Here is a 23,004-nt window from a genome sequence, read left to right as displayed (position 1 = left end):
CCAGCCTCCGCCGCCCGCACCCGGCTCGTGACGGCTCGCGGTTCTCTACGACGTGGGACAGATGAGCCACTGATCCCAACCGGGTAGGTATGTGGTGGACAGGACGAACGAGGAGGTTCCATCGCTACTTGGATTGGCTTCTTGGAACGTCACAGAGGCGGGGTTGAGACACGTCTCCCCCGGAGCTAGGACGATGTTGTCGTTGCCGGACGTGTGGGAGTAGATGTAGTAGCCACTACTGAGGCCCCCAATCCAGTTCAAGTTGGGGAGTCCGGTCAGATCCAGGGTGAACCGCCACGTGGTAGCGCCCTGGGTCGTGTAGTCATAGTCAGCGAACTCCGTTTTCACGAAGACACCGATCGCGTTGATCCGTCCCGAACTCGTCCCCGCCGTACCCACACTGCTGTTCCAAGTCAGGGCGCACTTGTTGCCCGTCAGCAACTGGCCAGTAGAGATAAGCACGCCATCACAGTTGCCCACGGACGGGAAGGGCGGCGTCGTCGAGGCTTCGCCCCACGCGGCCACGAACAGCCAGCCATTGATCTTGACAATCACTGTGCCAACCTTTTGCCGCTGATAGGTGCCCACGACCGGCACCTTGGTTGACGTGCCCGTGACGGTGCCGGATCCGGTTGTTATGGGCGTGCCGTTGGCCTGATACAAGTTCACGGTAATCGACAGGTCCTGGCATGCCGGATCGATGTTGCCGATCTCAACAGCGGCATAGTGGTTTCCGGTGGTTTGCGTCGCCGTGGTTGCGGTGAGGGTGTGAGTCACGCACTTCTCGACAGTCATGACCGAGACCTGGTCGCCGGTTTTCACGATCAGTTGTGACGCGGATGCGGTCGACGACCCATAAATCGTCAGCAGGCCCAACAAGGCGACAATCGCGGAACCGCGGAGCAACGCGGGCGCTCTGTGGCGCGGCGCCGTCGCGGCGTGGCGGGGGGCGGGAGAGGGACGCGTCAGCACGGAGAGCGCCGCGGCCCCCGCTTCGACGCCGGAGGCGACCATGCGCGCGACGGCGGCCTCGGTGCCTTCGACCACGCGGTCTATCAGGTCAAGCTCTTCTTCGGCTTCCCGTTCCGGGTCGCCTTCGCCCTCGCCCTTGCCATTGCCTTTGTTCTCGTCGTCGTCATGTCGCTCTTCACAGTCGTCACCCGTGAACCAGAGCAACAGGACCATGGCCGCAAGCAGAACAAACGCCCACACCATGGGGTTTAGCAGGAGGATGGTGACCCGCCCGAATTTGGCGTAGTGCACCAGCACCACGCCCTTGACCTCGCTCCCCTTGGGGGTGAACGGGTCAACAAAGTTGTTGTTGTCGCCCTGCATCTTCCAGCCGTCGGTGGCATTGCCTCCGATGATGCGGTGAACAATTTGCGAACCGCCGAGGCTTGCCGGCGCGTAGACGATCACGTCACCGACGCTCGGCGTCATCTTGCGGGCGATCACAAGGTCGCCGGTGAAATAGGTGGGTTCCATCGAATGCCCTGAGACCACGACGAAGGAGGTGTCTCCGCCCAACTGCGTGGGCCACATGTACCACCCGTCAATCGCAACGATGGCCCAGATCAGGACGCTTCCAAGCAACGACAGATACCGGCGAGTGGTCCACTCGCCGGTATCTATGAATCGTCGAATCTCCACGTGATCCGGTCAGTATGCTTCGTCGCTCAGCGGCACTTAGCCGATGATGACGGTCACCTTGCCGAGGTCCTTCGAGATGTCAATTAGGTCGGACGTCGCGTCGTAGACGAACGTGGTGGCGCTGGCGCCGATCTGCGTGGGGCCCGTGGTGAAGATTGGGGCATCTGTGCTGTCGGCGAGAGTCAGCCTGATGTCCTTCCCATCGCAATTCGTGCTGATGCCGGACACCGTCACCTTCGAAATTATGTAGCCCGAGGTGACTGGGATGGTCGCGGTGTCCTTGGCATATGTGTAGTCGACCTTGACGCCATCGCTGTCACACGGTGCGAACGTGTCAACACCGATTGCAACCTCGTTACCGGCAGTTACGGGCAACGACGATGCGGACGCGACGCTGAGTCCGGCAATGCCCATGATGCCGAGCGCAACAGCGAGCACCTTGCGCGAATTCTTCTTCTTAGCCATGATCTTGGCTTTCCCTTCGGTATGAGTTCAAGCACCACCCCCTTCCGGGTGGCACCACAACTGGGGTCTGAACAGCCTTGGCGAAGTGATCGACAGAACTATTCCGATGCTTGAGAGTGACAAATGCCCCAACAATGACGCGCAAGCACGTCCCTGTGACAAACATCACTCCCGCGTGTGAGAGAGCTGGCAGCGGGACTTGAACCCGCAACCGCCCGATTACAAGTCGGGTGCGCTACCAATTGCGCCATGCCAGCAGAGCCCTGAGGGCCCGCACAAGGATACCCGTGTACGGGATGTCACACGTGACTGTGAGCCACGGCACTCGGCGGACTAGCGGACTGATCCGCGGTACATGATCGGCATCGCGATCAGGTGTTCCTGGGGTTCCGTTGCTCCCGTCAGGATCAACTTTGCCACCAATCGCCCCATCGTCTCGTACGGCAACGCCGCTGTCGATCAGTTCCGAGATCGCCTCGTAGCCGGGCTCGGGCTCCCAGGCGGACAGTGGCAGTTGAGCGGACAACTGCATGTCGTACTCCTTGACCGTTTGCGCTATTCCGGCGATGCGCCTGCGGACGGTCATGGTGTCCACCCAGTCATGTGGAGCGCCGATGTCGGGCCTGCTGGCAGTTAGCCAGCGGCGCGCTCCATGATGGCTTGGCGGAGCGCCCCCTCTTGGCTCCACTGAACGCTCGCGGGGTCCGTCGGGTCTTGGATGACGCCGCTGAATCCCAAGGAAGGCGTGTACATCACGCCATCCTTGTTTGCCGCCTCGGTCGAACTGCGCACCCACGCGGCGTAGCCCTGGTCAGGAATCTTGGCCACGATCGCATCGGGCACCCCCGCGGCGGATGCCAACGACTGGATTTGCTGGTCGGGAAGACCCGTCGAGCCCTCCGCGGGCTGATGCTCCATGAGTTGCTGCAGGAAGGCAACGAACGACTCCGGGGATTCCTGGGCGACGAGCGCCGCGGCCGATGCCGCTCGCGTCGAATACTTGGTGCCAGACGATGCATCGTCGAGGTACGCGAGCGGGTGGTAGTACACATCGACGATGCCCTGGGACCGGAGGTCGTCGAGGGTCGCCGCTTGAGTCTTTTCGAAGAGCGCGCAGTACGGGCAAATGAAGTCGAAGTAGACATCGAGCCTCACACGGCTCGGATCGAGGTCCTTGCCCACGACCCCGCTGCTTCCCACGCCAAAGCCGTCAGTATTGCTCACGACGGGCGCGCCGGAGGGTCCCGCAACTGAGACGTCGGCGACCGCGCCCTGACGCACGATGAACGCCACGAGCGTGCCGATGAGCCCCACCACGATCACGCCAACGACGATCCAGATGACGGCGGCCCGTCGCTTTTGGGCGTCGACCTGGGCTTGGGCCTGCCTCTTGGCCAGAGTTGCCGCGGCGTTCGCGGCCGTCTTGTCGTTCATGGTCTCCCCCCTCGCCAGGCCCTTTGGGGCCAGCTAGTCGCTGCGCGCCACTACTTGCCCGCCGCCTTGTTGATGGCCGTCGTGATTGAGCCGGCGACGCTCCAGTTGATGTCGTCCTTGTTCTTGCTTGGGTCCTGAATGACGCCGTTGAGCGCCAGGGTCGGGGTTCCCGCCACACCGTCGACGCTTGCCTTCTCCGTCGCGCTGCGGACCCATGAGGTGTACGCGAGAGCGGGGATCTTGGCGACCACGTCAGCGGGCACGCCCGCGGCGGTGGCGATCGCCTGAATCTGCGCCTCGGTGAGTCCCGTGGAGTTCTCCTTGGGCTGGTTGACAAACATCGCCGTGGTGAATGCCAAGAACTTGTCGGGCGCGTCCTGAGCGATTAACGCGCCTGCGGATGCCGCACGGGTCGAGTACTGGGTGCCTGAGGACGAGCCGTCGAGGATCGAAATCGGGTGGTAGTACACGTCTGCCGTGCCAGCCTTACGGAGCGCGTCGACCTCGGCGCCACGGTACTGCTCAAACTCGCCACAAATGGGGCACATGTAGTCGAAGTAGATGTCGAGTCGCACGTGCGAGGTGCTGAGGTCCTTGCCACCTACAACGCCCGACGCACCCACGCCAAAGCCGCCATTGGTGGTCGCGATCGCGGGATTCAATTGACCAGGAGTCGTGGCGACGCTGGACACGTTGCCTTGACGCACGATGTATGCGATCAGGGCGGCAAACAGACCCACCACGACCACGCCGATGACGATCCACACGACGAGCGCGCGACGCTGTTGGGCGTGGACCTGGGACTGGGCCTTCTTCTTGGCCACGGCCACCTTGTCGGACTGCGGTGTGTTGCCGGACTGCGGGGTCTTGCTAGCCATGTGACGACTCCTTGGCGCTCATCAGGGACGGGAAAAGAGGGGTTCACCCTTCATCCACGCGTCGAGAGACGCGTGCGTACGGGGAAAGACAAGCAGGAAGACACCCAAGGCCACAAATCCTGCACGCTCGAGCATATGCTCCGGATAGTTGGTTGTGCCCACAGCCACATCACCGCCGCCGCCAAAACAGCCGCAGTCGATGCTGTAACCCTTCGCCCAGGCCCACGCGACTCCGAACACGAACGCCGCCATGAGGACCAGCCAAACAATCGCTGACCAACGGACGAATACTCCCACAAGGAGGATGAGTCCGAAGACGAGTTCAAGGTACGGAAGGGCTGTGCCAACGAGGGGAACGACGGCCTCGGGTAGCAGCCGATAGGCGCGGACAGCGCGCACCGACTGGTCGATGTTGATCATCTTGGGGATCGCGGCCGCAATCATGATGATTCCCATCGCGAGCCGCACCGCCAGACTCAACCACGGCTGGAGGATTTGCCACCGCGCGCCAAAGCCTCGTGAGGTTGCCACCCCGTCAGTGGCGTCAGTGCTTGACATCGCCGTCTCCCTCGCTCGTGGACTCAACGCATTGTAGGCGCGGACGGTTCCACGCAGCGGGGACCGAGCCCCTGCTAGCCCCCGCTTTGCGGCATCGCGGGAAGCGGCCACCACCACGGATCTGCTCCCACATAGACGGCAAGGGAAGCGCTACCAAAGATGATGAGCGCCACGACGATCCACGCGCCGCTCACGCCGTTGGTGGGAGCAAGCGACTCCGCGACTCGGTACGAACCCTCCCTGGTCGTCCACGACCACAGTCCCCACCACAAGGCGCCCTCGAAGGCGAGAAGCCCCACCGCGATGGCGATCGCATGACCCCACCCCTGACCGTCGGGGGTACTCGTCGCGACGGCCCCGATCGACACCAAATACCAACCGAGCGCTCCCACCGCCGTCCCGATGAGCGCGGCGACGATCAGCGAGGGCAACAGTTCCGCGGCCGCCCTGATCAGATGCCAGGGGACGCCAAGAGTGTGGAGGACGGAATCGCGCCGGCGCTCACCGCGCCTGGCACGAGCAATGCGCAGGGCCTCGCCGCGGCGAAAAACGGTGCGCGCGACGAGCGCGGCGATGATGACGACTGCGGCGCCCGCAAACGGTGCCACCGCGGCACTCGCGGCGACCGCAGTGGCCCACGCCGCCACGAGGACGGGCCGCCTCATCGCGAGTTCCAGATCGCCCTCGAGGGTCTCGCGCCCAGGTAACACCATGTCGTTGAGAACGTGGCCGTCAAAGTCGACGGTTCGCCAGCCGTCTTCGAAGTCGTCGCCGTCCGAGAACTCGCCGTCATTGAGCTCGGGGTCATTGACAGCGAGCACCTCCGTGCCGTCGGAGGAGGTTTCCATCACGGCGGTGGCGGCCAAAGCCTCGACCGGCAGGATCGCTGTCGCGCCGCGCATCGCCGCCACGATGTCCCGCATTCCCGGCCGTTCCTCAACCTTGCGGTCGAGAGCCGCCGCCAGCACCTCGGCTCCAGGAAGATCGGGCACCGACCATTTGCCCTGCAAAGTCTTGCGGATCGCGCTGTTCCCCGTGCCGTATGGCGCCTTGCCCGTCATGGCGAACGCCATCGTCGCGGCCCACGCCCACCTGTCGGCGTCGGCCCCCGGCTCCGCGCCGTCGATTACTTCGGGGGCGACGTAACCGGCGGTGCCGCTGACGAGGCCCTCCCTGGTCAAACGCGAGTCATCTGCGCGATGCGAGAGCCCAAAGTCGATGAGGACCGCGCCCGCTGGCGACATCATGACGTTCGAAGGGGTGACGTCTCGGTGCACAAGGCCCGCCGCGTGCGCGGCCTCGAGCGCGCCTGCGATTCGCTCGGCGCAGTAGGCAAGGTCCTCACCCTCAAGGGGACCCCGAGCGGCGACCTCGTCGGCGAGGCATTCGCCTTCGATGAATTCGAAGACGACGAACGTGTCATCGTCCTCAAGCTCGGCGTCAAGGACGCGGGGCACGGCCGGGTGGCGCACCGCCATGAGGGCCCTCACTTCGCGCCGCAACCGCTCCGCCGCCACCTCGTCGTGTTGGGCGTCAACGCGCTTGAGCGCGACGGCGGCGCCCTCCGCATTGCGCACGAGGTACACCTGTCCCGAGCCGCCCGACCCGAGAGGGCGTTCGACGATGTAGCCACCCACCTCGTCGCCACGGTGAAGCGCTCGGCCTGCCATGGAGCCACCGTACCGTCCCCGCGCGCACGGGAGCCCCGGCTCGGGCCGACGTCCCAAGATTCCTATGGCAAGATGGGGGTTGCCTCTCGCGACGTTGCGACGGGCAAGTGTCAGTGTGGACACCACACAGGCGCTCTTCACTCGGATCGTCCGGCACGTACCTGCCGGTGAAGGGACCAGTTATGGCAACCGTGACCTATGACAAGGCCACCAGGATTTACCCAGGCACCGACCGCCCCGCGGTCGACAAGCTTGATATCGACATCGCCGATGGAGAATTTCTCGTTCTCGTCGGACCCTCTGGTTGCGGAAAGTCGACCTCGCTGCGAATGCTCGCAGGCCTCGAGGACATCGACGAAGGCGCCATCTGGGTGGGCGACCGCGACGTCACCAACGTGCAGCCCAAGGACCGCGACATCGCCATGGTGTTCCAGTCCTACGCGCTGTATCCCCACATGACCGTTGCGGAGAACATGGGCTTCGCGCTCAAGATCGCCAAGAAGGACAAGTCGGAGATCCGTGAGCGTGTCGAGGCTGCAGCCAAGATCCTCGACCTCGTTGAGTACCTGGACCGCAAGCCGAAGGCCCTCTCCGGTGGACAGCGTCAGCGCGTCGCCATGGGCCGTGCCATCGTGCGTCAGCCCCAGGTGTTCCTCATGGACGAGCCGCTGTCAAACCTTGACGCCAAGCTCCGTGTCCAGACCCGCACGCAGATCGCCGCCCTCCAGCGTCGTCTCGGCGTCACGACCGTCTATGTGACACACGACCAGGTCGAGGCGCTCACCATGGGTGACCGCATCGCCGTCATGAAGGACGGCGTGCTCCAGCAGGTAGGCACCCCGCGCGACATGTACGACACCCCCGCGAACGTGTTCGTCGCCGGGTTCATTGGCTCCCCCGCCATGAACATCGGTACGTATCAGGTGTTCGACGGCTTCGCACAGGTGGGCCGCGGCAAGGTGGCCCTCTCTCGCGAAACGATCGCGGCCCTCAAAACGGAAGACAAGAGCCAGGTTGTTCTCGGCTTCCGTCCCGAGGCGCTCGACCGTGCGGCCCCGAACGCCGATGGCGCCATCCCCGTCGAGGTGGACGTGGTGGAGGAGCTCGGCTCCGACGCCTTCGTCTACGGCTCGGTTCCCACCGAGTACGGCGAGGCCAAGGGCATCAACTTCTCGGCGGGAGACTCGCAGGTTGTCGTGCGTCTTGACCCCCGCGAGGTTCCTAAGAAGGGCGAGACCATCTGGGTCACGATCCGCACCGGCGAGCAGCACGTCTTCTCGTCCGCCTCGGGCCTTCGCCTCACGTCGGAGCCTGTGATCTCCCACAAGAAGTAGCGCTTCACCTTTCTTCACGACGAAGGGCGGTCCGGTTCGCCGGGCCGCCCTTCGTCGTCCCAGCACGGTCGACGGCCGCACCGCTTCAGTCGCTTGCCGAGTCTGTCTCGATGTGCGCCTCGAGGAACTCATAGAGTTCGCGGTCATCGACACCCGGATAGGTGCCATGCGGAAGCGGCGCGAAGATATGCGCATGGACGCGAGAACTGGCCCACGCGTCGCCGTCCCAGCGGGCGGCGAGGCGCTCGTCCGGCCTGCGGCAACAGTCGAGGTCGGGGCACCGTGAACTGCGGCGAACGGTCGACTGCCGACCGCAGAACCACTTGGACTCCGCGTATGGCACGCCCACGGTGATCGAGAAGTCCTCCCCTTGGCCGGTGCCCGTCTGCGTCGACTCGAAGTACGTTCCCGCGGGAGTGTCCGTGTACTGCTGATACTCCGTGGTGCGCGTCGTGCGCGCGAATGCTTGGCGGGCGCTCCAGTTCCTGCACACAAATTCGCCCTCCGTGCTTCCCGTCGCGTCGACGGGGAGGGGGAGCCCGTCGTTTTCGTACGCGCGAACCACCGCACCCTCGCCCGTGACACGCAAGAAGTGCAAGGTGATGCCCAGGTGCTCTGTTGCGAGGTTGGTGAAGCGGAGCGCCGCCGCCTCGTGAGTCACACCGAACGCATCGCGATAGTCCTCGATGGCAATCGACCGGTCGTCCTTGGCCCTCGTCAGAAACTCCAGCGACGCGGCCAAGGGCAGGAGGCAGGCCGCCGCGTAGTAGCTCACCTCGACGCGCTGGCGCAAGAAGTCTGCATAGTCGACAGGGGCGCCGTGCTCCAGCAGGATGTGGGCCATCGCTTGTAGCGCCAGGGAACGCAGCCCGTGGCCTCCCGGAATCGAGGCCGGCGGGATGTAGATGCGGCCGCTCCCTATGTCGAGGACGGACCGCGCCGAATGGGGAAGATCGTCGACATGGACGATCTGAAGGCCCAACCGCTTGGCCATCTCGTTGACCGTGTGGTGAGTGAGCGCACCGCCGCGGTGTCCTACCGCTGCAATCGACTCCTCCGCGACCGCCTCGATGGCTGGCAGGTAGTTGTTGCTCTCCCGCATCTCGCGACGCTGACTCGTGTTGGCGCGCCGCGCCTCTTCGGGCGTTGCGATGGCGAGCCGGGCGCGACGGTCCAGTTCACGGTGCAGGCCCACGACCGTGCGCAGGGTGCTATCGGCGACACCCTTCGTGGGCTTGAGGATAGGCAGCCCGAGTTTGCGGTAGCCCGAACTCGATTGGAACCTCTCGAGTTCGATCTCCAACGCGGCACGCTCATCCGGCGGCGCGGTATCGAGAAGCTCGGCGAGCGGCACGCCGAGCCGTTCCGCAATGGCCGACAACAGAGACAGGCGCGGTTCCCTGTGACCGTTTTCGATGAGGGACAACTGGCTCGCACCGACACCGACGTCGGCGCCGAGTTGATCGAGCGTGAGACCGGCGACGGCGCGAAAGTGACGCACCCGTCGCCCCAAAGTAGCAAGATCCGCCATATTTTCCGCCTTGAACATTTCTCGCACAATTTATGCCTCAATCTAGCATTTGACCTCCGCTCATATCCGTATGGTGAAAGTTGTTCCTATCCTTCGACATCGGAGTCGCCATGACCGTCGCTCACTACGTGTTGCCACCTGGACCCGCGGCGCCGACGAATGCGGACAGACGCGTGACCGCGTGGGTCGAGGAGATTGCGGCGCTCACGCAACCCGACGCTGTGGTGTGGTGCACTGGCTCCGATGAGGAGTATGAGTCCCTGCTCGACCTCTTGGTCAAGCAAGGCACGCTCCTGAGGCTCAACGCTCAGTTGCGGCCCCGCAGCTATCTCGCGCGTTCGGATCCCTCTGACGTCGCGCGGGTAGAAGCCCGTACCTTCATCTGTTCGGAAGCCGAGGCCGACGCCGGACCCACCAATCAGTGGCAGGAGCCGGTCGCGATGCTCCGCGAGTTGCGAAGCCTCTTCAGCGGGACCATGCATGGCCGGACAATGTATGTGGTGCCGTTCTCCATGGGGCCGGTGGGAAGCCCTCTCGCCCGGCTAGGGGTGCAAGTCACCGACTCGCCGTACGTCGTCGCAAGCATGCGGACCATGACGCGCATGGGTTCGGAGTCGCTCGCTCAGATCACTCCAGACACCGCATGGGTGCCCTGCGTGCATAGCGTCGGCGCCCCCCTGGGACCCGGGGACGAGGACGTTCCCTGGCCGTGCAACGACACCAAGTACATCTGCCACTTCCCGGAATCCCGTGAAATTTGGTCGTACGGATCCGCCTACGGCGGCAATGCGATCCTCGCGAAGAAGAGCTTCGCGCTGAGGATCGCATCGGTGATCGCGCGCGAAGAGGGCTGGCTTGCCGAACATATGTTGCTGCTCAAGGTCACCACGCCCGAAAACCGTGTCTTTCACGTCGCCGCGGCGTTCCCGTCCGCATGCGGAAAGACCAACTTCGCCATGCTGGCGCCCACGCTGCCCGGCTGGAAGGCCGAGACCATTGGCGACGACATCGCATGGATCGCGCCGGGGCCGGACGGGCGTCTGCGCGCGATCAACCCCGAGGCCGGCTTCTTCGGGGTGGCACCCGGAACCGGCCCGCTGACCAACCGCACCGCGATTGACACTGTCCGAACGGACACGGTCTTCACGAACGTGGCACTGACGGACGACGGGGATGTGTGGTGGGAGGGCCTCACAGACCTGCCTCCGGCCCACCTGGTCGACTGGAAGGGCGCCGACTGGACCCCAGACGCGGGCACTCCAGCGGCGCATCCCAATTCCCGATTCACGGCGCGGGCGGACAGCTGCCCCACGATCGCGGACACCTGGGACGACCCGGAAGGGGTCGTCCTTGACGTGATCCTGTTCGGCGGTCGCCGTGCCACCAATGTGCCCCTCGTCGCGCAGGCCCGCGATTGGGAGCACGGGGTATTCATGGGCGCGACCGTTTCGTCGGAGCGCACCGCGGCGGCGGAGGGCACGGTGGGAGAATTGCGGCGCGACCCGTTCGCGATGCTTCCCTTCTGTGGTTACCACATGGCCGACTACTGGCGCCACTGGATCGAGGTGGGCGACGCAGTGCGCGAAGCTGGCGCGCAGCCCCCCGCCGTCTTCCAGGTCAATTGGTTCCGCAAGGACGCCGACGGACGCTTCATCTGGCCAGGATTTGGTGACAACGTTCGGGTCCTTGCTTGGATTCTCGGTCGCCTCGACGGCTCCGCCGCCGCCGCGGACACCCCGCTGGGACTGCTACCCGTCGCGGGCTCGATGAACCTCGATGGACTCAACCTCACCGACTCGCAGTGGCAGGAGTTGTTTCACATTGACCCCGCGTCGCAACTCGCCGAGGCGGCAGATGCTGCGGCCTACTTCGACCGATTCGATGGACGGGTGCCCGCGGCGCTGCGCGAGCAGCTCAGCGCGCTCACGACCTCGCTCGAGCGCCTCGCTGCACACCGGTCGGCGGCCGCGGCACACCAGCGCTAGTGGCTCACATCACGGCGTCGCGGCCCTGAGCTGGCCGAAGACGCCGTCTTCCGTCGTCGTTGGCGAGCACCGTAGTGTTGGCACATGCCCCTGCACATCACCGGAGCGGCCGACGCCGCGCTCATCGACCTGCCATGGTCCATCCCGCTGGGCGCGTGGCCGGAGGAGCGCATCGCCGCGCTACCCCGAGGACTGTCGCGGCACGTCGTGCGATTTGTGCGTCACGGCGACTCGGTGTTGGCCGTCAAGGAGACCAATCCGGAGATCGCGCACAAGGAGTTCATGATGCTCCGCGAGCTCGAGCGCATGGGGGCCCCCTGCGTCCACCCCGTTGCCGTGGTCACAGGGCGCATCGACGCCGCAGGTGAAGAACTCGCGGCGGCGCTCGTCACCGAGCACCTCGCGTTCTCCCTCCCGTACCGCGCGCTCTTCAGCCAAGATCTGCGCAAGGGAACCCTCAAGCGCCTCATCGACGCGCTTTCGGTCCTCCTCGTCAGGCTGCACCTGACGGGCTTTTATTGGGGGGATGTGTCGCTGTCGAACGCCCTGTTCCGACGCGACGCCTCCGAATTCTCGGCGTATCTGGTCGATGCCGAGACGGGCGACCTGCAGCGCGCCCTCACCGACGGACAGCGCGGCTACGACATCGAAATCGCCGTCACGAACATAGCGGGCGAGCTGTACGACCTTCAAGCGAGCGAGGACCTCGACGAGAGCGTCGAACCCGGGGAGATTGCCGAACGCATCTCCACCCGTTACGAGCAGTTGTGGCGCGCCTTGACGGAAACTGAAACCCTCACCTCAAACATCCCGATGCACGTCGCGGCACGCGTGCAGGAACTCAACGAGATGGGCTTCGACGTCGGCGAGATCGACATGCAGCAGGTTGGCGACGGCACTGCACTCACGATCAAGCCCAAGGTGGTCGACGCGGGCCACCACTCACGCAGGCTCATGCGACTCACGGGGCTCGACGTCCAGGAGAACCAGGCGCGACGGCTGCTCAACGACGTCGACGAGTATCGCTCCATCCACCCCGAATCGGGCGATGACGAGAACTACGGGGCTCACCAATGGCTCAGGCATATCTTCGAACCGACCGTACGCGCGGTCCCCAAATACCTGCGCGGCAAGCTTGAGCCGGCCCAGCTCTTCCACGAGGTTCTCGACCACCGCTGGTATCTCGCCGAGTCGGCGGGACACGACGTGCCGATGCCAGTCGCGACGGCGTCTTACGTCAAGCACGTCCTTCCGGAAAAGGACGACGAGGAGGCCGTGCTTGGCCGCTCGCTCGCCGAGATGACCGCGGAGCTCCCGGCGCTGACCGCCGAAGTGGGCTCGATTTACGAGGTACGCGACCCCTACGAAAACGACAATACGTACGGTTGGGGAATCATCCCGGAGCCCGAGGCGGCTGAGCCTCCCGTGGTGCGCAGGGAGACCACGCGCAAACCTGTCACGACCAAGCCTCGCGCGCGCAAGACGACAATCGAGCCAAAGACCGACGTCGCCGACGGCGAGGCCTAGCGGGTGACGGACGGGAATCGCGCGGCGAGCGTCAGGCGCGCAGTCTTTCTCGACGTCGACGGCACGTACGCGCATCACGGCGTCGTGCCGCCCGCTCACGAAGCCGCCGTGCGGGAGGCACGCGCCGCGGGCCACGTCGTCTTCCTCTGCACCGGGCGCCCCGTCTCCCTCCTGTCGCCTCACCTGACCGCGGCCGGATTCGACGGCGTCGTCGCCGGCGCCGGAGCGCACGTCACGGTGGGCGACGACGTGGTGCTCGATATCCGCTTCCCTGCGCCCCTGGCCGCTCGCGCGATGAGCCTCCTGGACGCCGCGGGAACGCACTACCTACTCGAGACGCCGGAAGGCACCTTCGCGCGCCAGAGCGCGATCGATGTGCTCGCTGCGCGCGCGGCGCTCAGCAGCGACCCGGCCTTTCCTCACCTGGCCGGGCTGGTCGACATCGTCGCGGCGCTGACGCCCCTCGAGGACCTGAGCGGCGTCGGCATCGGCAAGATCACCGCTTTCGACGGCCCCGTGTCGATGGAAATCATCGCCGCCCAGCTTGGGGACGAGGTGGCAATGTTTCCCTCGTCGATCGCCGACCTCGGCGTCGGTGCTGGCGAACTGTATCTGGCCCACGTGAACAAGGCCGAGGGCATGAAGGCCGCCATTGAGCGGCTCGGCATCGCGCGCGAGGACACCGTCGCCTTCGGGGACAACCTCAACGACCTCGAGATGATCGAGTTCGCGGGCGTCGGCGTCGCGATGGCCACCGGAATGCCCGAGGTCATCGCGGCCGCCGACCTGGTCGCCCCTGGCCCGGACGAGAACGGCATCGCCACCGCGTTCGCCGAGTTGGGGCTCATCGACGCGGGCCCCGTCGCGGCGTCACATACCGCGACGCCGTGACGCGCGCCGACGAGCTCCTAGCGCGCTAGCGCTTCAGGGCCTTGCTCGCCTCGTAGAGGGCGATAGAAGCGGCCACGGAGGCATTCAGACTCTCCGTGGTGGCCGAGATGGGGATCGAGGCGATCTGGTCGCACGTCTCTCGCACGAGCCGCGACAGGCCCGCACCCTCGGCGCCAACGACGATCACGAGAGGGCCGTCGAGCAGGTTCGAGTCCGCGAGCGCCACATCGGCGTCTCCATCGAGACCCAAAACGAACAGGCCCGCCTTCTTGTAGTCCTGAAGGGCCCTCACAAGGTTGGTCGCGCGAGCCACGGGGATGCGGGCGGCGGCTCCTGCCGACACCTTCCACGCGGCGACGGTCACGCCCGCCGCACGACGCTCGGGGATGACCGCTCCCGATGCACCAAAGGCGGCGGCCGAGCGCAGAATCGCGCCCAAGTTGCGAGGGTCCTGGATGCCATCCAGCGCGATGATCCGAATGGGGCTGGCCGCCTCAAGCAGGTCGACGGGCTCGAGATACTTGTACGGCAGGATCTCGAGAGCGACACCCTGGTGGGGGCTGCCGTCTGCCAGGCGGTCGAGAGTCGACTTGGGGACCTCCCGCACCTCGATCTCTTGCTCGACGGCACGCGACACGATCTCGGTGATGCGTTCGTCGGCGTCGACCCGCTGGAACACGAGCAGCACCTTGGCGTCCATTCCAGACCGGAGCGCCTCGAGCACGCTGTTACGGCCGATGACGAGGTCCTCGACCTTCGAGGTCACGTCACGAGGCCCCGTGGAGCGGTTGGCGACCTTCTTGGCGAGCTCGGCCTCGGTCGGCTTGGGCTTATACGCCTTGTGGTACGGCCTGTCCGTGGCCTTGGGCGTTGGGCCCTTGCCCTCGAGAGCCCTGCGACCCTTGCCCCCCGTGCCAATCGAGGGGCCCTTCTTGATCCGGCGCGTTGCGCCCGGACGCTTCTGATTGCCTGCCATTTAAGCCTCTCCTGCGAGCGACCAGCGCGCGCCTTCACTCGAGTCCTCGAGCACAATGCCCGCCGCGGCCAGCCGGTCGCGGATCGCGTCGGCCGCCGCCCAATCCTTGGAAGCCCGGGCTTGTGCCCGCGCCTCAATGTCTGCCTGCACGAGGGTGTCGAGCGCCCCCATCGCGCCCGATGCAGATGAGTCCGTCCCCGCCCATTCGGGCGACCCGGGGTCGAGCCCCAGGACGCTCAGCATCGCGCGCACCTCAAGAAGTGACGCCGCGAGCGCGGTTGCGTCACCCGCCGTCAGCGCCGCGTGCCCGGTGCGGACCGCGTCGTGAACCACGGCCACGGCGCGTGGCACCGCAAGGTCGTCGTCCATGGCCTCGACAAAAGCCTCGGGAAGCACCGCGCGCGCCACGTCTTCGAGCGTCGGCGAACCCACCCGCTCGGACGCGCGCGAGACGAAGCCTGCCAGGCGCGCCCACGTGGCCGCCGCATCGTCCATCGTGGCATCGGAGTACTCGAGCATCGATCGATAGTGAACTTGCGCGAGCGCGAGCCTTAGCGCGGGCGCGGGGTGGTGCGTGAGCACCTCGGAAACCAAGAGGCCATTGCCGAGCGACTTCGACATCTTGGCGCCCGACTGGGTCACCCACGCCGAGTGCATCCACAGTTGAGCGAAGTCGTAGCCCGCCGCGCGCGACTGCGCCTGTTCGTTCTCGTGGTGAGGAAAGCGCAGGTCGAGCCCGCCGCCATGGATGTCGAACGCGTCGCCAAGGTAGCGCCGGCACATGGCCGAGCACTCGATGTGCCAACCGGGCCGGCCGGGGCCCCACGGGGAATCCCACGATGCCGTCGCCGGTTCGCCGTCCTTGCGCGCCTTCCACAGTGCAAAGTCGCGCGGATCGCGCTTGACCTCTGAGGGCGCATCTGCGGCAGGGCTGAGGTCATCGAGACCCTGGTTCGTGAGCGCACCGTATGCCGGGTACGAGCGCACGTCGAAGTAGACGGAGCCCTCACTCACGTAGGCGTGACCGCGTTCGATGAGCTTCTCAATGAGCTCGACAATTTCGGGGAGGTGGCCGGTCGCGCGAGGCTCTGCCGCCGGAGGAAGCACGCCCACGGCCGCATAAGCGGCCTGGAACTCCCGCTCGAACCTCAGCGCCCAGGCCCACCACTCGGCCCCCGCCTCGGCCGCCTTGGCGAGCGTCTTGTCGTCGATATCGGTGACGTTGCGCACCATCGTGACCGCGTAGCCGGAGCGCTCAAGCCAACGCTGCAACACATCGAAGGCCACCGCGCTGCGGAGGTGCCCCACGTGCGGGGAGCCCTGAACCGTCGGCCCACACAGATAGATGCCAACCTTGCCAGGAACAAGCGGCGCAAAGGCGCGCTCTTGCCTGGTGGCGGTATCGAAAAGGTGGAGGGTCACGGGGCTAAGGCTACCGGTCGGGGGCGCAGGGCGTCTGCGCGCGGTGCTGGCGAGAGCCCCCGGCCCTCGCTCCCTCGCGCTACGAACCAATCTGGCGCCGACGCGCGAGTTTCGTTGCGCTCCAAGCGCCCGCGAGCGGCGTGTCGTGCGCCGTGTTGGTTCGTAGCGTCGGGCGGAACGCGCTAGTTCAACCCTGGGGACGTCAGCAGCGCCGTGGCGATCGCCGCGATGCCCTCGCCGCGCCCCGTGAATCCCAGGCCGTCGGTGGTGGTCGCGGAGACACTTACCGGGGCTCCGATTGCCGCGGACAGCGCGGCCTCGGCCTCGGCCCGACGCTTGCCCACCTTGGGTGCGTTGCCGACGACCTGAACGGCGGCGTTTCCGATTGCGAAGCCAGCGGAGCGCACCCTCAAGGCGGTCTCGGCGAGAAGCGCGGCTCCCGACGCCCCTGCCCACTCGGGTCGGTCGGTGCCAAAGTTCGAGCCAAGGTCGCCGAGCCCCGCGGCGGAGAACAGCGCGTCGCACAGCGCGTGTGCCGCCACATCGCCGTCGGAGTGCCCCGAGAGGGCGCGCTCGTCGGGCCATTCCAGGCCCGCTAGGTGCAAACCGGTGCCGTCGCCGTACGCGTGGCTGTCGGTGCCGATGCCTGTCCTCATCATCGCGAACTGAACCTCCGCTCAAACGCCTCGAGATCCTCGGGGTAGGTGATCTTGCGACCCAGGGGGTCGCCCTCGACCGTCGCGAGCCTGTAGCCATAGTGGAGCACAAGCGAGGCATCGTCGGTCGCAACGATGCCATCGGCAGCCGCCCTCTTGTGCGCGTCACGCACTGCGCCGATGCGGAAGGCCTGGGGCGTCTGGACGGCCCCGAGGCGGTCCCTGTCGAGGTATTCCACTTCGCCCCCGACGCCGCTCACAATGGTGTCGACCACGGCGAGGACGGGAATGGCGGCGTCGTGGTGCTCGATGGCTTCGAGGAGGCGCCCAAAGACCGCGACCGGCATGAAGGGCCGTGCGGCGTCGTGGACAAGGACGGCGTCGTCGTCGCTCAGGTCGGCGAGCTCGGCGAGGCCTACTGCGACCGAATCTTGCCTGCTCGAGCCGCCAGGGACCACGCTCACCCGAGCCGCAACTCCGTCGAGCGCGGCGACAAAGTCATCGATAGCATCGGCGGGCGCGGTGACGACGATTCGATCCGTCACCGAGGCTAGATACGACGCTGCCCACCGCACGAGGGAAACCCCGTCGATGGGCACGAGCGCCTTGGGAAGATCGCGACCCAACCGTGAGCCGCTTCCTGCGGCCGTAATGACGGCCGCCAGGTTCACGAGGCGAGAACCTTGTCCAGACGGGACTCGGCGACGCTCTCTTCGCACTTCTCTGCGAGAGCGAGTTCGCTCACGAGGATCTGGCGCGCCTTGGAGAGCATGCGCTTCTCGCCCGCGCTGAGTCCCTTGTCGGTGTCGCGACGGCTCAGGTCGCGAACGACCTCGGAGACGCGAATCACGTCGCCCGAAGCGAGCTTCTCCACGTTGGCCTTGTAGCGCCTTGACCAGTTGGTCGGCTCCTCGATGTAGGGCTCGCGCAACACTGCGAACACCTTCTCGAGGCCGGCCTCGTCGACCACGTCGCGAACACCCACCAAGTCGACGTTTTCCGCAGGAACCTCAATCGTGAGGTCTCCCTGCGCCACCTTGAGCTTGAGATAGATCTTCTCTTCGCCCCTGATGGTGCGCTTCTTGATGTCTTCGATCAGGGCCGCACCGTGGTGCGGGTACACGACCGTCTCGCCGACGACGAAGTTCATAAGTGTTATTTCCCCTTAGATCCGAGGGCCCAGTCTACCACCGAGACGTTGGGCCCATATAGGCCCTCCCGCGGGACCCTCGGGAGCGACACGCGGTGGAGCCGCACGTCTACCAGCCGGTACTCTAGGACCGAAGTCCCCCCCGCGAAAGGACCTGTCGTGGCCACTCGTTCACTTTCCGCCGTCGGCGCCCTGGGCGCCCTCGTGGCGCTGTCCCTCTCTGGGTGCGCCTTGACCGCCCAGATCACCACCGGAAAGCCCTACGCCGCGTCAGATGGCACCGGGGGCACCGTCGACGGTGTCGTGGCCCAGAACCTGTTGCTCATCACCGCTGGGGTAGGCGACAAGGCCGCGCTGGTCGGTTCGTTCTACAACGAGACCGCCGCGCCGGTCAGCGTCGACGTGACGGTGGAAGACGGCAAGGCTTCGTTCACCATCCCCTCGAAGTCGACGGTCAGCGTCGGTGTGGCCGCTGGAGAGCAGGAACTCATCGCGACATCGACCGTCGCCCCGGGGCTCACGTCGCAGATCACCATCAGCGTCGACAAGAGCGCGTCAAGCTCCAAGCCGCTTCCCGTGCTGGATGGCACGTTGCCCGAATACAAGGGAATACTGGCCGAACTCCAGGCGACGGGCTCCTAGGGCGCGCTCCGGCGGCGGGAACGGCCTGCCCGCTGGCCGGGACGCAAGGTGGCACAGGCCCAGATGGCGGCCGCTGCGATCTGTGGTCCCGACCGTTCTCACTACTCCCCTGCGAGCCGTGCGAGGAGAGGCACGGCGTTGTTGAACACACGGGTGGCCTCGGCGAACCGGGCGATCTTGAAGGTCTCGAGCAGCGTGGCGTCATCGATGCCCTGTGCCTTGGCCTTGTTCACCAGGTTCTCGACGCAGTCGCTCCCGGTAGCCAGAGCGATGCCGAGGAGCAGGATCGTACGGGTCTCCTCCGCGAGCGCCCCGCCCTCCTTCGGCATCGCGAAACCGCTGTCCTGGGCCTGCCTGAGCACCATGTCGGGCATGACGGTGGCGGCGAGCTGAATCATGGGCGGAACGGCTTTGCCGCCCAGCCCCGCGGACATGCCTGCCACGATCTGGTCGACGGTCGGCTGGGAGGTAGAGCTTGTGGTGGTCATGAGGTGACTCCTTCGTTTCGTGGGCCCCTTCGTGGAGGCCCAGTCGTGCCGGCACTTGGCTGCACCGGGTGGTGCGCGGGAGAACCTCGCGTACGGGGCCCCGGCGCAAGATCAGTCCGGCGGTGGCCGCGGGACGGCAAGAATTCCGGCTGTCGGACCCTCCTCGAGCTCGAGAGTGATGTTGGTCAGGCTGAACTGGTCGGCGAGGGTGGCCCTGACGGCGTCGGCTGTGTCATGCGCCTGGTGCAGGGTGGGTTTGCCGGACAGCACGACGTGGGCCGAGGCGGCGGGGACGTCGGAGGCCAGGTTCCATAGGTGAACATGGTGGACGCCGACCACCCCGTCGACGTCGCCGATCGCGGCGGTGACCTGGTCGGGGTCCAGTCCGCGAGGAGTGCCCTCCATCAGGACGTGGGTGGAATCGCGAAGGAGTCCCCATCCGGTCCACAGGACCAGGGCGGCGGTGGCGATCGAGGCCACGGAGTCCGCGCGGTCCCAGCCCCAGCCCAGGATGACCAGTCCCGCGATGATGGCCGCGAGGGACCCGGCGGCGTCGGTCGCCAGGTGCACGAACGAGGCCCGCATGTTCAGACTCTCGCCCTGGGCGCGGTGGACCACGAAAGCGCTGCCTGCGTTGACCACCAGGCCCAGGGCCGCCACCAGGGCCAGCCCGGCGCCCTGGACCGGCACTGGGGCACCGAGGCGGGACACGCCCTCGATCAGAATCCACACCCCTGCGGCGAGCAGCAGCAGGGCGCTGACCTGGGCGGCCATCACCTCGGCACGCGCGAACCCGAAACTGTGGCTGGTCGAGACCGGGCGGGCCGTCAGGATGAGCGCGCCCAGGGCGATACCCAGGCCTGCGACGTCGGAGACCAGGTGCGCGGCGTCGGCGAGTAGCGCCAAAGATCCGAAGATGATCCCGCCGATCACCTCGGCGACGAGAAGGGCGATGTTGACTCCGAGCGCCCAGCCCAGCGCCCGGCGTTGCCCTGGGCGGGCTATGTCGCCCGCGTGCTCGAACGCGTGGACCGTCGGCGCGGCCGGTGGTGTTGCGGCGGAGGCCATGTCGGAGGCCGCGTCGGAGGTGTCCTTCGAGTCGGGGTCGATCACGGGTGGGACGCCTCTAACCGGACGTAGGGGGTGCGGGTGTGGGGGGTGCGGGTGTGGGGGGTGCGGGCGTAGTAGTCGCGCACTCGGGGGGCCATCTTGACGTAGCCGATCATCAACAGGATCTGGAAGATCGGCATCGTGGCGGCAGGCACGGCTACCAGGGGCGAGAAGGCGGTGGCAGCGATCGCGATCGCGGTGGCGTTGTTCTTCCCGGCCGAGGCAAACACCACGGCCATGTGCTCTGAGTAAGACAGTCCGATGCGCCGGTTGAGCCAGGTCGCGAGGCCCAGTGTCACGGCCATGAACAGCGCGTTCGGGATCAGCAGGAGCAGGACCGTCTGCCAGCGGTCCACAATCATTTGGGATTTCGCGAAGAAGATGAGGAAGATGATCGCGAACATCGCCAGCATCGAGGCGGCGGAGAAGACCGGTTGTAGTCGGGATAGGAGGCCGGGCCCGCGCCAGGCCACGATGCCCTTGCGCGTCAGCCATCCGGCAAGCATCGGCGCCAGCAGGACCGTCAAGATCGAGACCATCATCGAGCCGAGAGGCAACGGAATGTCATAACCGGCCGCGAAGAGCATCATCCACAGCGGGACCGCGAGCAGTGCCACGACGAAGCTGAAGGCGACGATGACGGTGGCGAGCTCGACGTCGCCCTTGGCCAGGCCGGTGTAGGCGATGGACATGGATGAGCACGGCACCACCATCACCAGCAGGAACCCCAACGCGAGCAGCGGGTCGTGCAGGAACACCCGGACCAGCACGAGCCCCACCAGCGGAGCCCACACGAAGTTGTAGACCAGCGCCAACCCCAGGCCCCGCACGTTGCGCCCGGCCTTGACCATTGCTTCCACGCGCAGGTTGACCATCATCGGGTAGATGACCAAGAACACCGCGATCGTGGTCAGGGTCGAGAGGTCGCCCGAGTGGTGCCCCGCCCAGGCCCGCGCCGGATACCCCGCCGCCAGGCCAGCGGTGATCGCTCCCATCGCGTAGACCATCAGCCACCGGCTCAGGTGCTGCTGGACGCGCACAGGCCGGGTTGGGCGCGCGGGCCCGGAGGCCTGCGCTCCCGAGGGAGCGACCACGTCCATCAGACGACCAGGGCGGGGGTCCGCATCACGCTGTAGCTGGCGATCGCCCCGGGCAACGCCGCCGCCATCCGCTCATCGGCGTCGGGCGCCAGCGCGTAGTCGATCCAGCGGCCACGCCGGGAAGAGGTGATCAACCCAGCCTCGCGCAGGACCTTCAGGTGGTAACTCAGCAAGTTTCCGGCAACGGGCACCTGCTCCTGCAAACTGCAGACGCACCGTGGCGCCTCGGCCAAGACCGCCAGCACGGTCCAGCGAATGGGGTCCGCCACCGCCGCCAATACCGCCAAAGACTCCACCGATCGAGGAGACGTGAGTTCAATACCATTTGAATCAATCATGCTTGAACTATAACACCAAGCCGATGGCTCGGCGAGTGATCGTTTGGCGAAACGGAATGGGGGGACCGTGGCGCAAGGCCCGTTCTGGCCGAAGAGGGCGCGCCTGCCGCGCTCGTGGGCGCGCTGTACAACGACTCGGAGTCCGCAGCCATGGTTCGGCTGACGGCCGATCAGGTGACGGCGTCGTTCACCGTGCCTGCCAGGGATCGACGGCGCCTTCACCGAATACGAGAGAATTTTCGGCGAACTCGCGGCAGGCCGTGCGTAGCGGGCGCCTCACCGCGCTCACCCACTGCCGATCAGCCGAACGTGGCGATCAGCCGAAGCGTCCGCTTCGCGGACGCTTCCCAAACCTGCGCCCATCGCGCTCCGGCGGCGGGCTCCGGCCCTGAAGGTCCTCCGACCTACCCGAAGCGGCCCGAAATGTAGTCCTCGGTGGCCTTCTCCGAGGGCACCGAGAAGATCGTCGTCGTGTCGTTCATCTCGATGAGCTTGCCGGGCTTCCCGGTTCCCGCGATGTTGAAGAACGCGGTCTTCTCCGAGACGCGAGCCGCCTGCTGCATGTTGTGCGTGACGATCACGATCGTGTAGTTCGCCTTGAGTTCCTGGATGAGGTCCTCAATCGCGAGGGTCGAGATGGGGTCCAGGGCCGAGCACGGCTCGTCCATCAGAAGCACGTCGGGCTTGATCGCGATTGCCCGCGCGATGCACAGGCGCTGCTGCTGGCCGCCAGACAGTGACGATCCCGGCTTGTGCAGGCGATCCTTCACCTCATCCCACAGGTTCGCGCCCCTGAGGGACGATTCGACCAGGTCCTCGGCGTCGCCCTTGGACATGCGCTTCGAGTTGAGCTTGACGCCCGCCACGACGTTCTCGGCGATCGACATCGTCGGGAAGGGGTTGGGGCGTTGGAACACCATGCCGATGTGACGGCGTACGGCCACGGGATCGATGTTCGAGTCATAGAGATTGGTGCCGTCCATGAGCACTTCGCCCTCGACGCGCGCGCCGGGGATGACCTCGTGCATGCGGTTGATGGTGCGGAGGAAGGTGGACTTGCCGCAACCGGACGGGCCAATAAACGCAGTGACGGAATTGGGCTCGATCGCGAGCGACACGTCCTCTACGGCCATGAAGCTCCCGTAGAACACGTTGAGGTTGTTAACGTCGATGCGCTTGCTCACTGTGGAGGTCCTTGT

General features: G+C 66.0%; 23 protein-coding genes and 1 tRNA gene. 5 read left to right on the top strand and 19 right to left on the bottom strand.

Annotation, left to right across the window (positions count from 1 at the left end; all coding sequences use genetic code 11):
• Positions 1-45: 45 nt before the first annotated feature.
• From BKA03_RS03305 to BKA03_RS03270, 8 genes are all read right to left on the bottom strand, one after another.
• Entirely contained in the window at positions 46-1,650 is a 1,605-nt protein-coding gene (locus tag BKA03_RS03305) for a signal peptidase I (RefSeq protein WP_062074659.1), read from the bottom strand.
• Between the two features lie 36 nt (positions 1,651-1,686).
• A complete protein-coding gene (locus BKA03_RS03300; RefSeq protein ID WP_062074660.1) occupies positions 1,687-2,115 on the bottom strand; it encodes a hypothetical protein in 429 nt (142 codons plus the stop codon).
• Positions 2,116-2,299: 184 nt separating this feature from the next.
• Positions 2,300-2,372: transfer RNA gene (locus BKA03_RS03295), tRNA-Thr, on the bottom strand.
• Positions 2,351-2,701, bottom strand: coding sequence for a hypothetical protein (locus BKA03_RS03290; protein WP_179397685.1), 351 nt, complete (start codon positions 2,699-2,701; stop codon positions 2,351-2,353). Before BKA03_RS03290 ends, BKA03_RS03295 begins: the two co-directional genes overlap by 22 nt.
• Before the next feature lie 47 nt (positions 2,702-2,748).
• Positions 2,749-3,549 (bottom strand): DsbA family protein, encoded by an 801-nt coding sequence (locus BKA03_RS03285; protein WP_062074662.1) that lies wholly within the window; start codon positions 3,547-3,549, stop codon positions 2,749-2,751.
• A 50-nt stretch (positions 3,550-3,599) separates the two neighbouring features.
• Complete coding sequence (locus BKA03_RS03280; RefSeq protein WP_062074663.1) at positions 3,600-4,427, bottom strand: DsbA family protein; 828 nt, start codon at positions 4,425-4,427, stop codon at positions 3,600-3,602.
• A 21-nt stretch (positions 4,428-4,448) separates the two neighbouring features.
• On the bottom strand, positions 4,449-4,985 hold the full coding sequence (locus BKA03_RS03275; protein WP_062074664.1) for a DoxX family protein: 537 nt from the start codon (positions 4,983-4,985) through the stop codon (positions 4,449-4,451).
• A gap of 74 nt (positions 4,986-5,059) precedes the next feature.
• On the bottom strand, positions 5,060-6,655 hold the full coding sequence (locus BKA03_RS03270; protein ID WP_062074665.1) for a serine/threonine-protein kinase: 1,596 nt from the start codon (positions 6,653-6,655) through the stop codon (positions 5,060-5,062).
• Positions 6,656-6,837: 182 nt separating this feature from the next.
• On the opposite strand from BKA03_RS03270, the gene BKA03_RS03265 reads away from it, so the two are divergent.
• Entirely contained in the window at positions 6,838-7,989 is a 1,152-nt protein-coding gene (locus BKA03_RS03265) for an ABC transporter ATP-binding protein (RefSeq protein ID WP_062074666.1), read from the top strand.
• Between the two features lie 85 nt (positions 7,990-8,074).
• Here BKA03_RS03265 and BKA03_RS03260 read toward each other — a convergent pair whose 3' ends face one another.
• Positions 8,075-9,520, bottom strand: a complete 1,446-nt coding sequence (locus BKA03_RS03260) for a helix-turn-helix domain-containing protein (RefSeq protein ID WP_062074704.1) — start codon at positions 9,518-9,520, stop codon at positions 8,075-8,077.
• 110 nt (positions 9,521-9,630) lie between these two features.
• Between BKA03_RS03260 and BKA03_RS03255 the strand changes: the two genes are divergently transcribed.
• From BKA03_RS03255 to BKA03_RS03245, 3 genes are all read left to right on the top strand, one after another.
• On the top strand, positions 9,631-11,505 hold the full coding sequence (locus BKA03_RS03255; protein WP_062074705.1) for a phosphoenolpyruvate carboxykinase (GTP): 1,875 nt from the start codon (positions 9,631-9,633) through the stop codon (positions 11,503-11,505).
• Between the two features lie 84 nt (positions 11,506-11,589).
• Complete coding sequence (locus BKA03_RS03250; protein ID WP_083971373.1) at positions 11,590-13,032, top strand: DUF4032 domain-containing protein; 1,443 nt, start codon at positions 11,590-11,592, stop codon at positions 13,030-13,032.
• Between the two features lie 3 nt (positions 13,033-13,035).
• Complete coding sequence (locus BKA03_RS03245) at positions 13,036-13,923, top strand: HAD hydrolase family protein (protein WP_062074667.1); 888 nt, start codon at positions 13,036-13,038, stop codon at positions 13,921-13,923.
• A gap of 25 nt (positions 13,924-13,948) precedes the next feature.
• Here BKA03_RS03245 and rlmB read toward each other — a convergent pair whose 3' ends face one another.
• The 5 genes from rlmB to BKA03_RS03220 all read right to left on the bottom strand — a co-directional run bounded on the left by rlmB (position 13,949) and on the right by BKA03_RS03220 (position 18,127).
• Complete coding sequence (gene rlmB, locus BKA03_RS03240; RefSeq protein ID WP_062074668.1) at positions 13,949-14,899, bottom strand: 23S rRNA (guanosine(2251)-2'-O)-methyltransferase RlmB; 951 nt, start codon at positions 14,897-14,899, stop codon at positions 13,949-13,951.
• A complete protein-coding gene (gene cysS, locus BKA03_RS03235; RefSeq protein WP_062074669.1) occupies positions 14,900-16,321 on the bottom strand; it encodes a cysteine--tRNA ligase in 1,422 nt (473 codons plus the stop codon). It abuts the gene before it with no gap.
• A gap of 182 nt (positions 16,322-16,503) precedes the next feature.
• Complete coding sequence (ispF, locus tag BKA03_RS03230; protein ID WP_062074670.1) at positions 16,504-16,980, bottom strand: 2-C-methyl-D-erythritol 2,4-cyclodiphosphate synthase; 477 nt, start codon at positions 16,978-16,980, stop codon at positions 16,504-16,506.
• Positions 16,977-17,648 carry a 2-C-methyl-D-erythritol 4-phosphate cytidylyltransferase gene (gene ispD / locus BKA03_RS03225; protein ID WP_062074671.1) on the bottom strand — a complete coding sequence of 224 codons (672 nt, stop codon included), beginning with the start codon at positions 17,646-17,648 and terminating at the stop codon, positions 16,977-16,979. The genes ispF and ispD overlap by 4 nt, the downstream gene beginning before the upstream one ends.
• Positions 17,645-18,127: a CarD family transcriptional regulator gene (locus tag BKA03_RS03220; RefSeq protein WP_062074672.1), complete on the bottom strand. Its 483-nt coding sequence runs from the start codon at positions 18,125-18,127 to the stop codon at positions 17,645-17,647. Before BKA03_RS03220 ends, ispD begins: the two co-directional genes overlap by 4 nt.
• A 159-nt stretch (positions 18,128-18,286) precedes the next feature.
• On the opposite strand from BKA03_RS03220, the gene BKA03_RS03215 reads away from it, so the two are divergent.
• On the top strand, positions 18,287-18,769 hold the full coding sequence (locus BKA03_RS03215) for a hypothetical protein (protein WP_062074673.1): 483 nt from the start codon (positions 18,287-18,289) through the stop codon (positions 18,767-18,769).
• A gap of 101 nt (positions 18,770-18,870) precedes the next feature.
• Here the strand turns inward: BKA03_RS03215 and BKA03_RS03210 are convergent, their stop codons facing one another.
• The 5 genes from BKA03_RS03210 to pstB form a co-directional block, all read right to left on the bottom strand.
• On the bottom strand, positions 18,871-19,257 hold the full coding sequence (locus BKA03_RS03210) for a carboxymuconolactone decarboxylase family protein (protein WP_062074674.1): 387 nt from the start codon (positions 19,255-19,257) through the stop codon (positions 18,871-18,873).
• Positions 19,258-19,368: 111 nt separating this feature from the next.
• Positions 19,369-20,370 (bottom strand): cation diffusion facilitator family transporter, encoded by a 1,002-nt coding sequence (locus tag BKA03_RS03205; RefSeq protein ID WP_062074675.1) that lies wholly within the window; start codon positions 20,368-20,370, stop codon positions 19,369-19,371.
• Positions 20,367-21,467, bottom strand: coding sequence for an arsenic resistance protein (locus tag BKA03_RS03200; protein WP_083971376.1), 1,101 nt, complete (start codon positions 21,465-21,467; stop codon positions 20,367-20,369). Before BKA03_RS03200 ends, BKA03_RS03205 begins: the two co-directional genes overlap by 4 nt.
• Positions 21,467-21,805: an ArsR/SmtB family transcription factor gene (locus BKA03_RS03195; protein ID WP_062074676.1), complete on the bottom strand. Its 339-nt coding sequence runs from the start codon at positions 21,803-21,805 to the stop codon at positions 21,467-21,469. The genes BKA03_RS03200 and BKA03_RS03195 overlap by 1 nt, the downstream gene beginning before the upstream one ends.
• Positions 21,806-22,209: 404 nt before the next feature.
• A complete protein-coding gene (pstB, locus tag BKA03_RS03190) occupies positions 22,210-22,989 on the bottom strand; it encodes a phosphate ABC transporter ATP-binding protein PstB (RefSeq protein ID WP_062074677.1) in 780 nt (259 codons plus the stop codon).
• Between the last annotated feature and the right edge of the window lie 15 nt (positions 22,990-23,004).

The sequence above is a fragment of the Demequina lutea genome (assembly GCF_013409005.1).
Classification (GTDB): domain Bacteria; phylum Actinomycetota; class Actinomycetes; order Actinomycetales; family Demequinaceae; genus Demequina; species Demequina lutea.
Note: the sequence above shows the minus strand (reverse complement) of the source record. Positions and strands in the feature narration are given on the sequence as shown.

Bases quoted from the DNA above. Each gene is read 5' to 3' on its own strand.
- BKA03_RS03300 (WP_062074660.1), bottom strand. From the start codon at position 2,115: ATGGCTAAGAAGAAGAATTCGCGCAAGGTGCTCGCTGTTGCGCTCGGC.
- BKA03_RS03290 (WP_179397685.1), bottom strand. From the start codon at position 2,701: ATGACCGTCCGCAGGCGCATCGCCGGAATAGCGCAAACGGTCAAGGAG.
- BKA03_RS03285 (WP_062074662.1), bottom strand. From the start codon at position 3,549: ATGAACGACAAGACGGCCGCGAACGCCGCGGCAACTCTGGCCAAGAGG.
- BKA03_RS03280 (WP_062074663.1), bottom strand. From the start codon at position 4,427: ATGGCTAGCAAGACCCCGCAGTCCGGCAACACACCGCAGTCCGACAAG.
- BKA03_RS03275 (WP_062074664.1), bottom strand. From the start codon at position 4,985: ATGTCAAGCACTGACGCCACTGACGGGGTGGCAACCTCACGAGGCTTT.
- BKA03_RS03270 (WP_062074665.1), bottom strand. From the start codon at position 6,655: ATGGCAGGCCGAGCGCTTCACCGTGGCGACGAGGTGGGTGGCTACATC.
- BKA03_RS03265 (WP_062074666.1), top strand. From the start codon at position 6,838: ATGGCAACCGTGACCTATGACAAGGCCACCAGGATTTACCCAGGCACC.
- BKA03_RS03260 (WP_062074704.1), bottom strand. From the start codon at position 9,520: ATGGCGGATCTTGCTACTTTGGGGCGACGGGTGCGTCACTTTCGCGCC.
- BKA03_RS03255 (WP_062074705.1), top strand. From the start codon at position 9,631: ATGACCGTCGCTCACTACGTGTTGCCACCTGGACCCGCGGCGCCGACG.
- BKA03_RS03250 (WP_083971373.1), top strand. From the start codon at position 11,590: ATGCCCCTGCACATCACCGGAGCGGCCGACGCCGCGCTCATCGACCTG.
- rlmB (WP_062074668.1), bottom strand. From the start codon at position 14,899: ATGGCAGGCAATCAGAAGCGTCCGGGCGCAACGCGCCGGATCAAGAAG.
- ispF (WP_062074670.1), bottom strand. From the start codon at position 16,980: ATGATGAGGACAGGCATCGGCACCGACAGCCACGCGTACGGCGACGGC.
- BKA03_RS03220 (WP_062074672.1), bottom strand. From the start codon at position 18,127: ATGAACTTCGTCGTCGGCGAGACGGTCGTGTACCCGCACCACGGTGCG.
- BKA03_RS03210 (WP_062074674.1), bottom strand. From the start codon at position 19,257: ATGACCACCACAAGCTCTACCTCCCAGCCGACCGTCGACCAGATCGTG.
- BKA03_RS03200 (WP_083971376.1), bottom strand. From the start codon at position 21,467: ATGGACGTGGTCGCTCCCTCGGGAGCGCAGGCCTCCGGGCCCGCGCGC.
- BKA03_RS03195 (WP_062074676.1), bottom strand. From the start codon at position 21,805: ATGATTGATTCAAATGGTATTGAACTCACGTCTCCTCGATCGGTGGAG.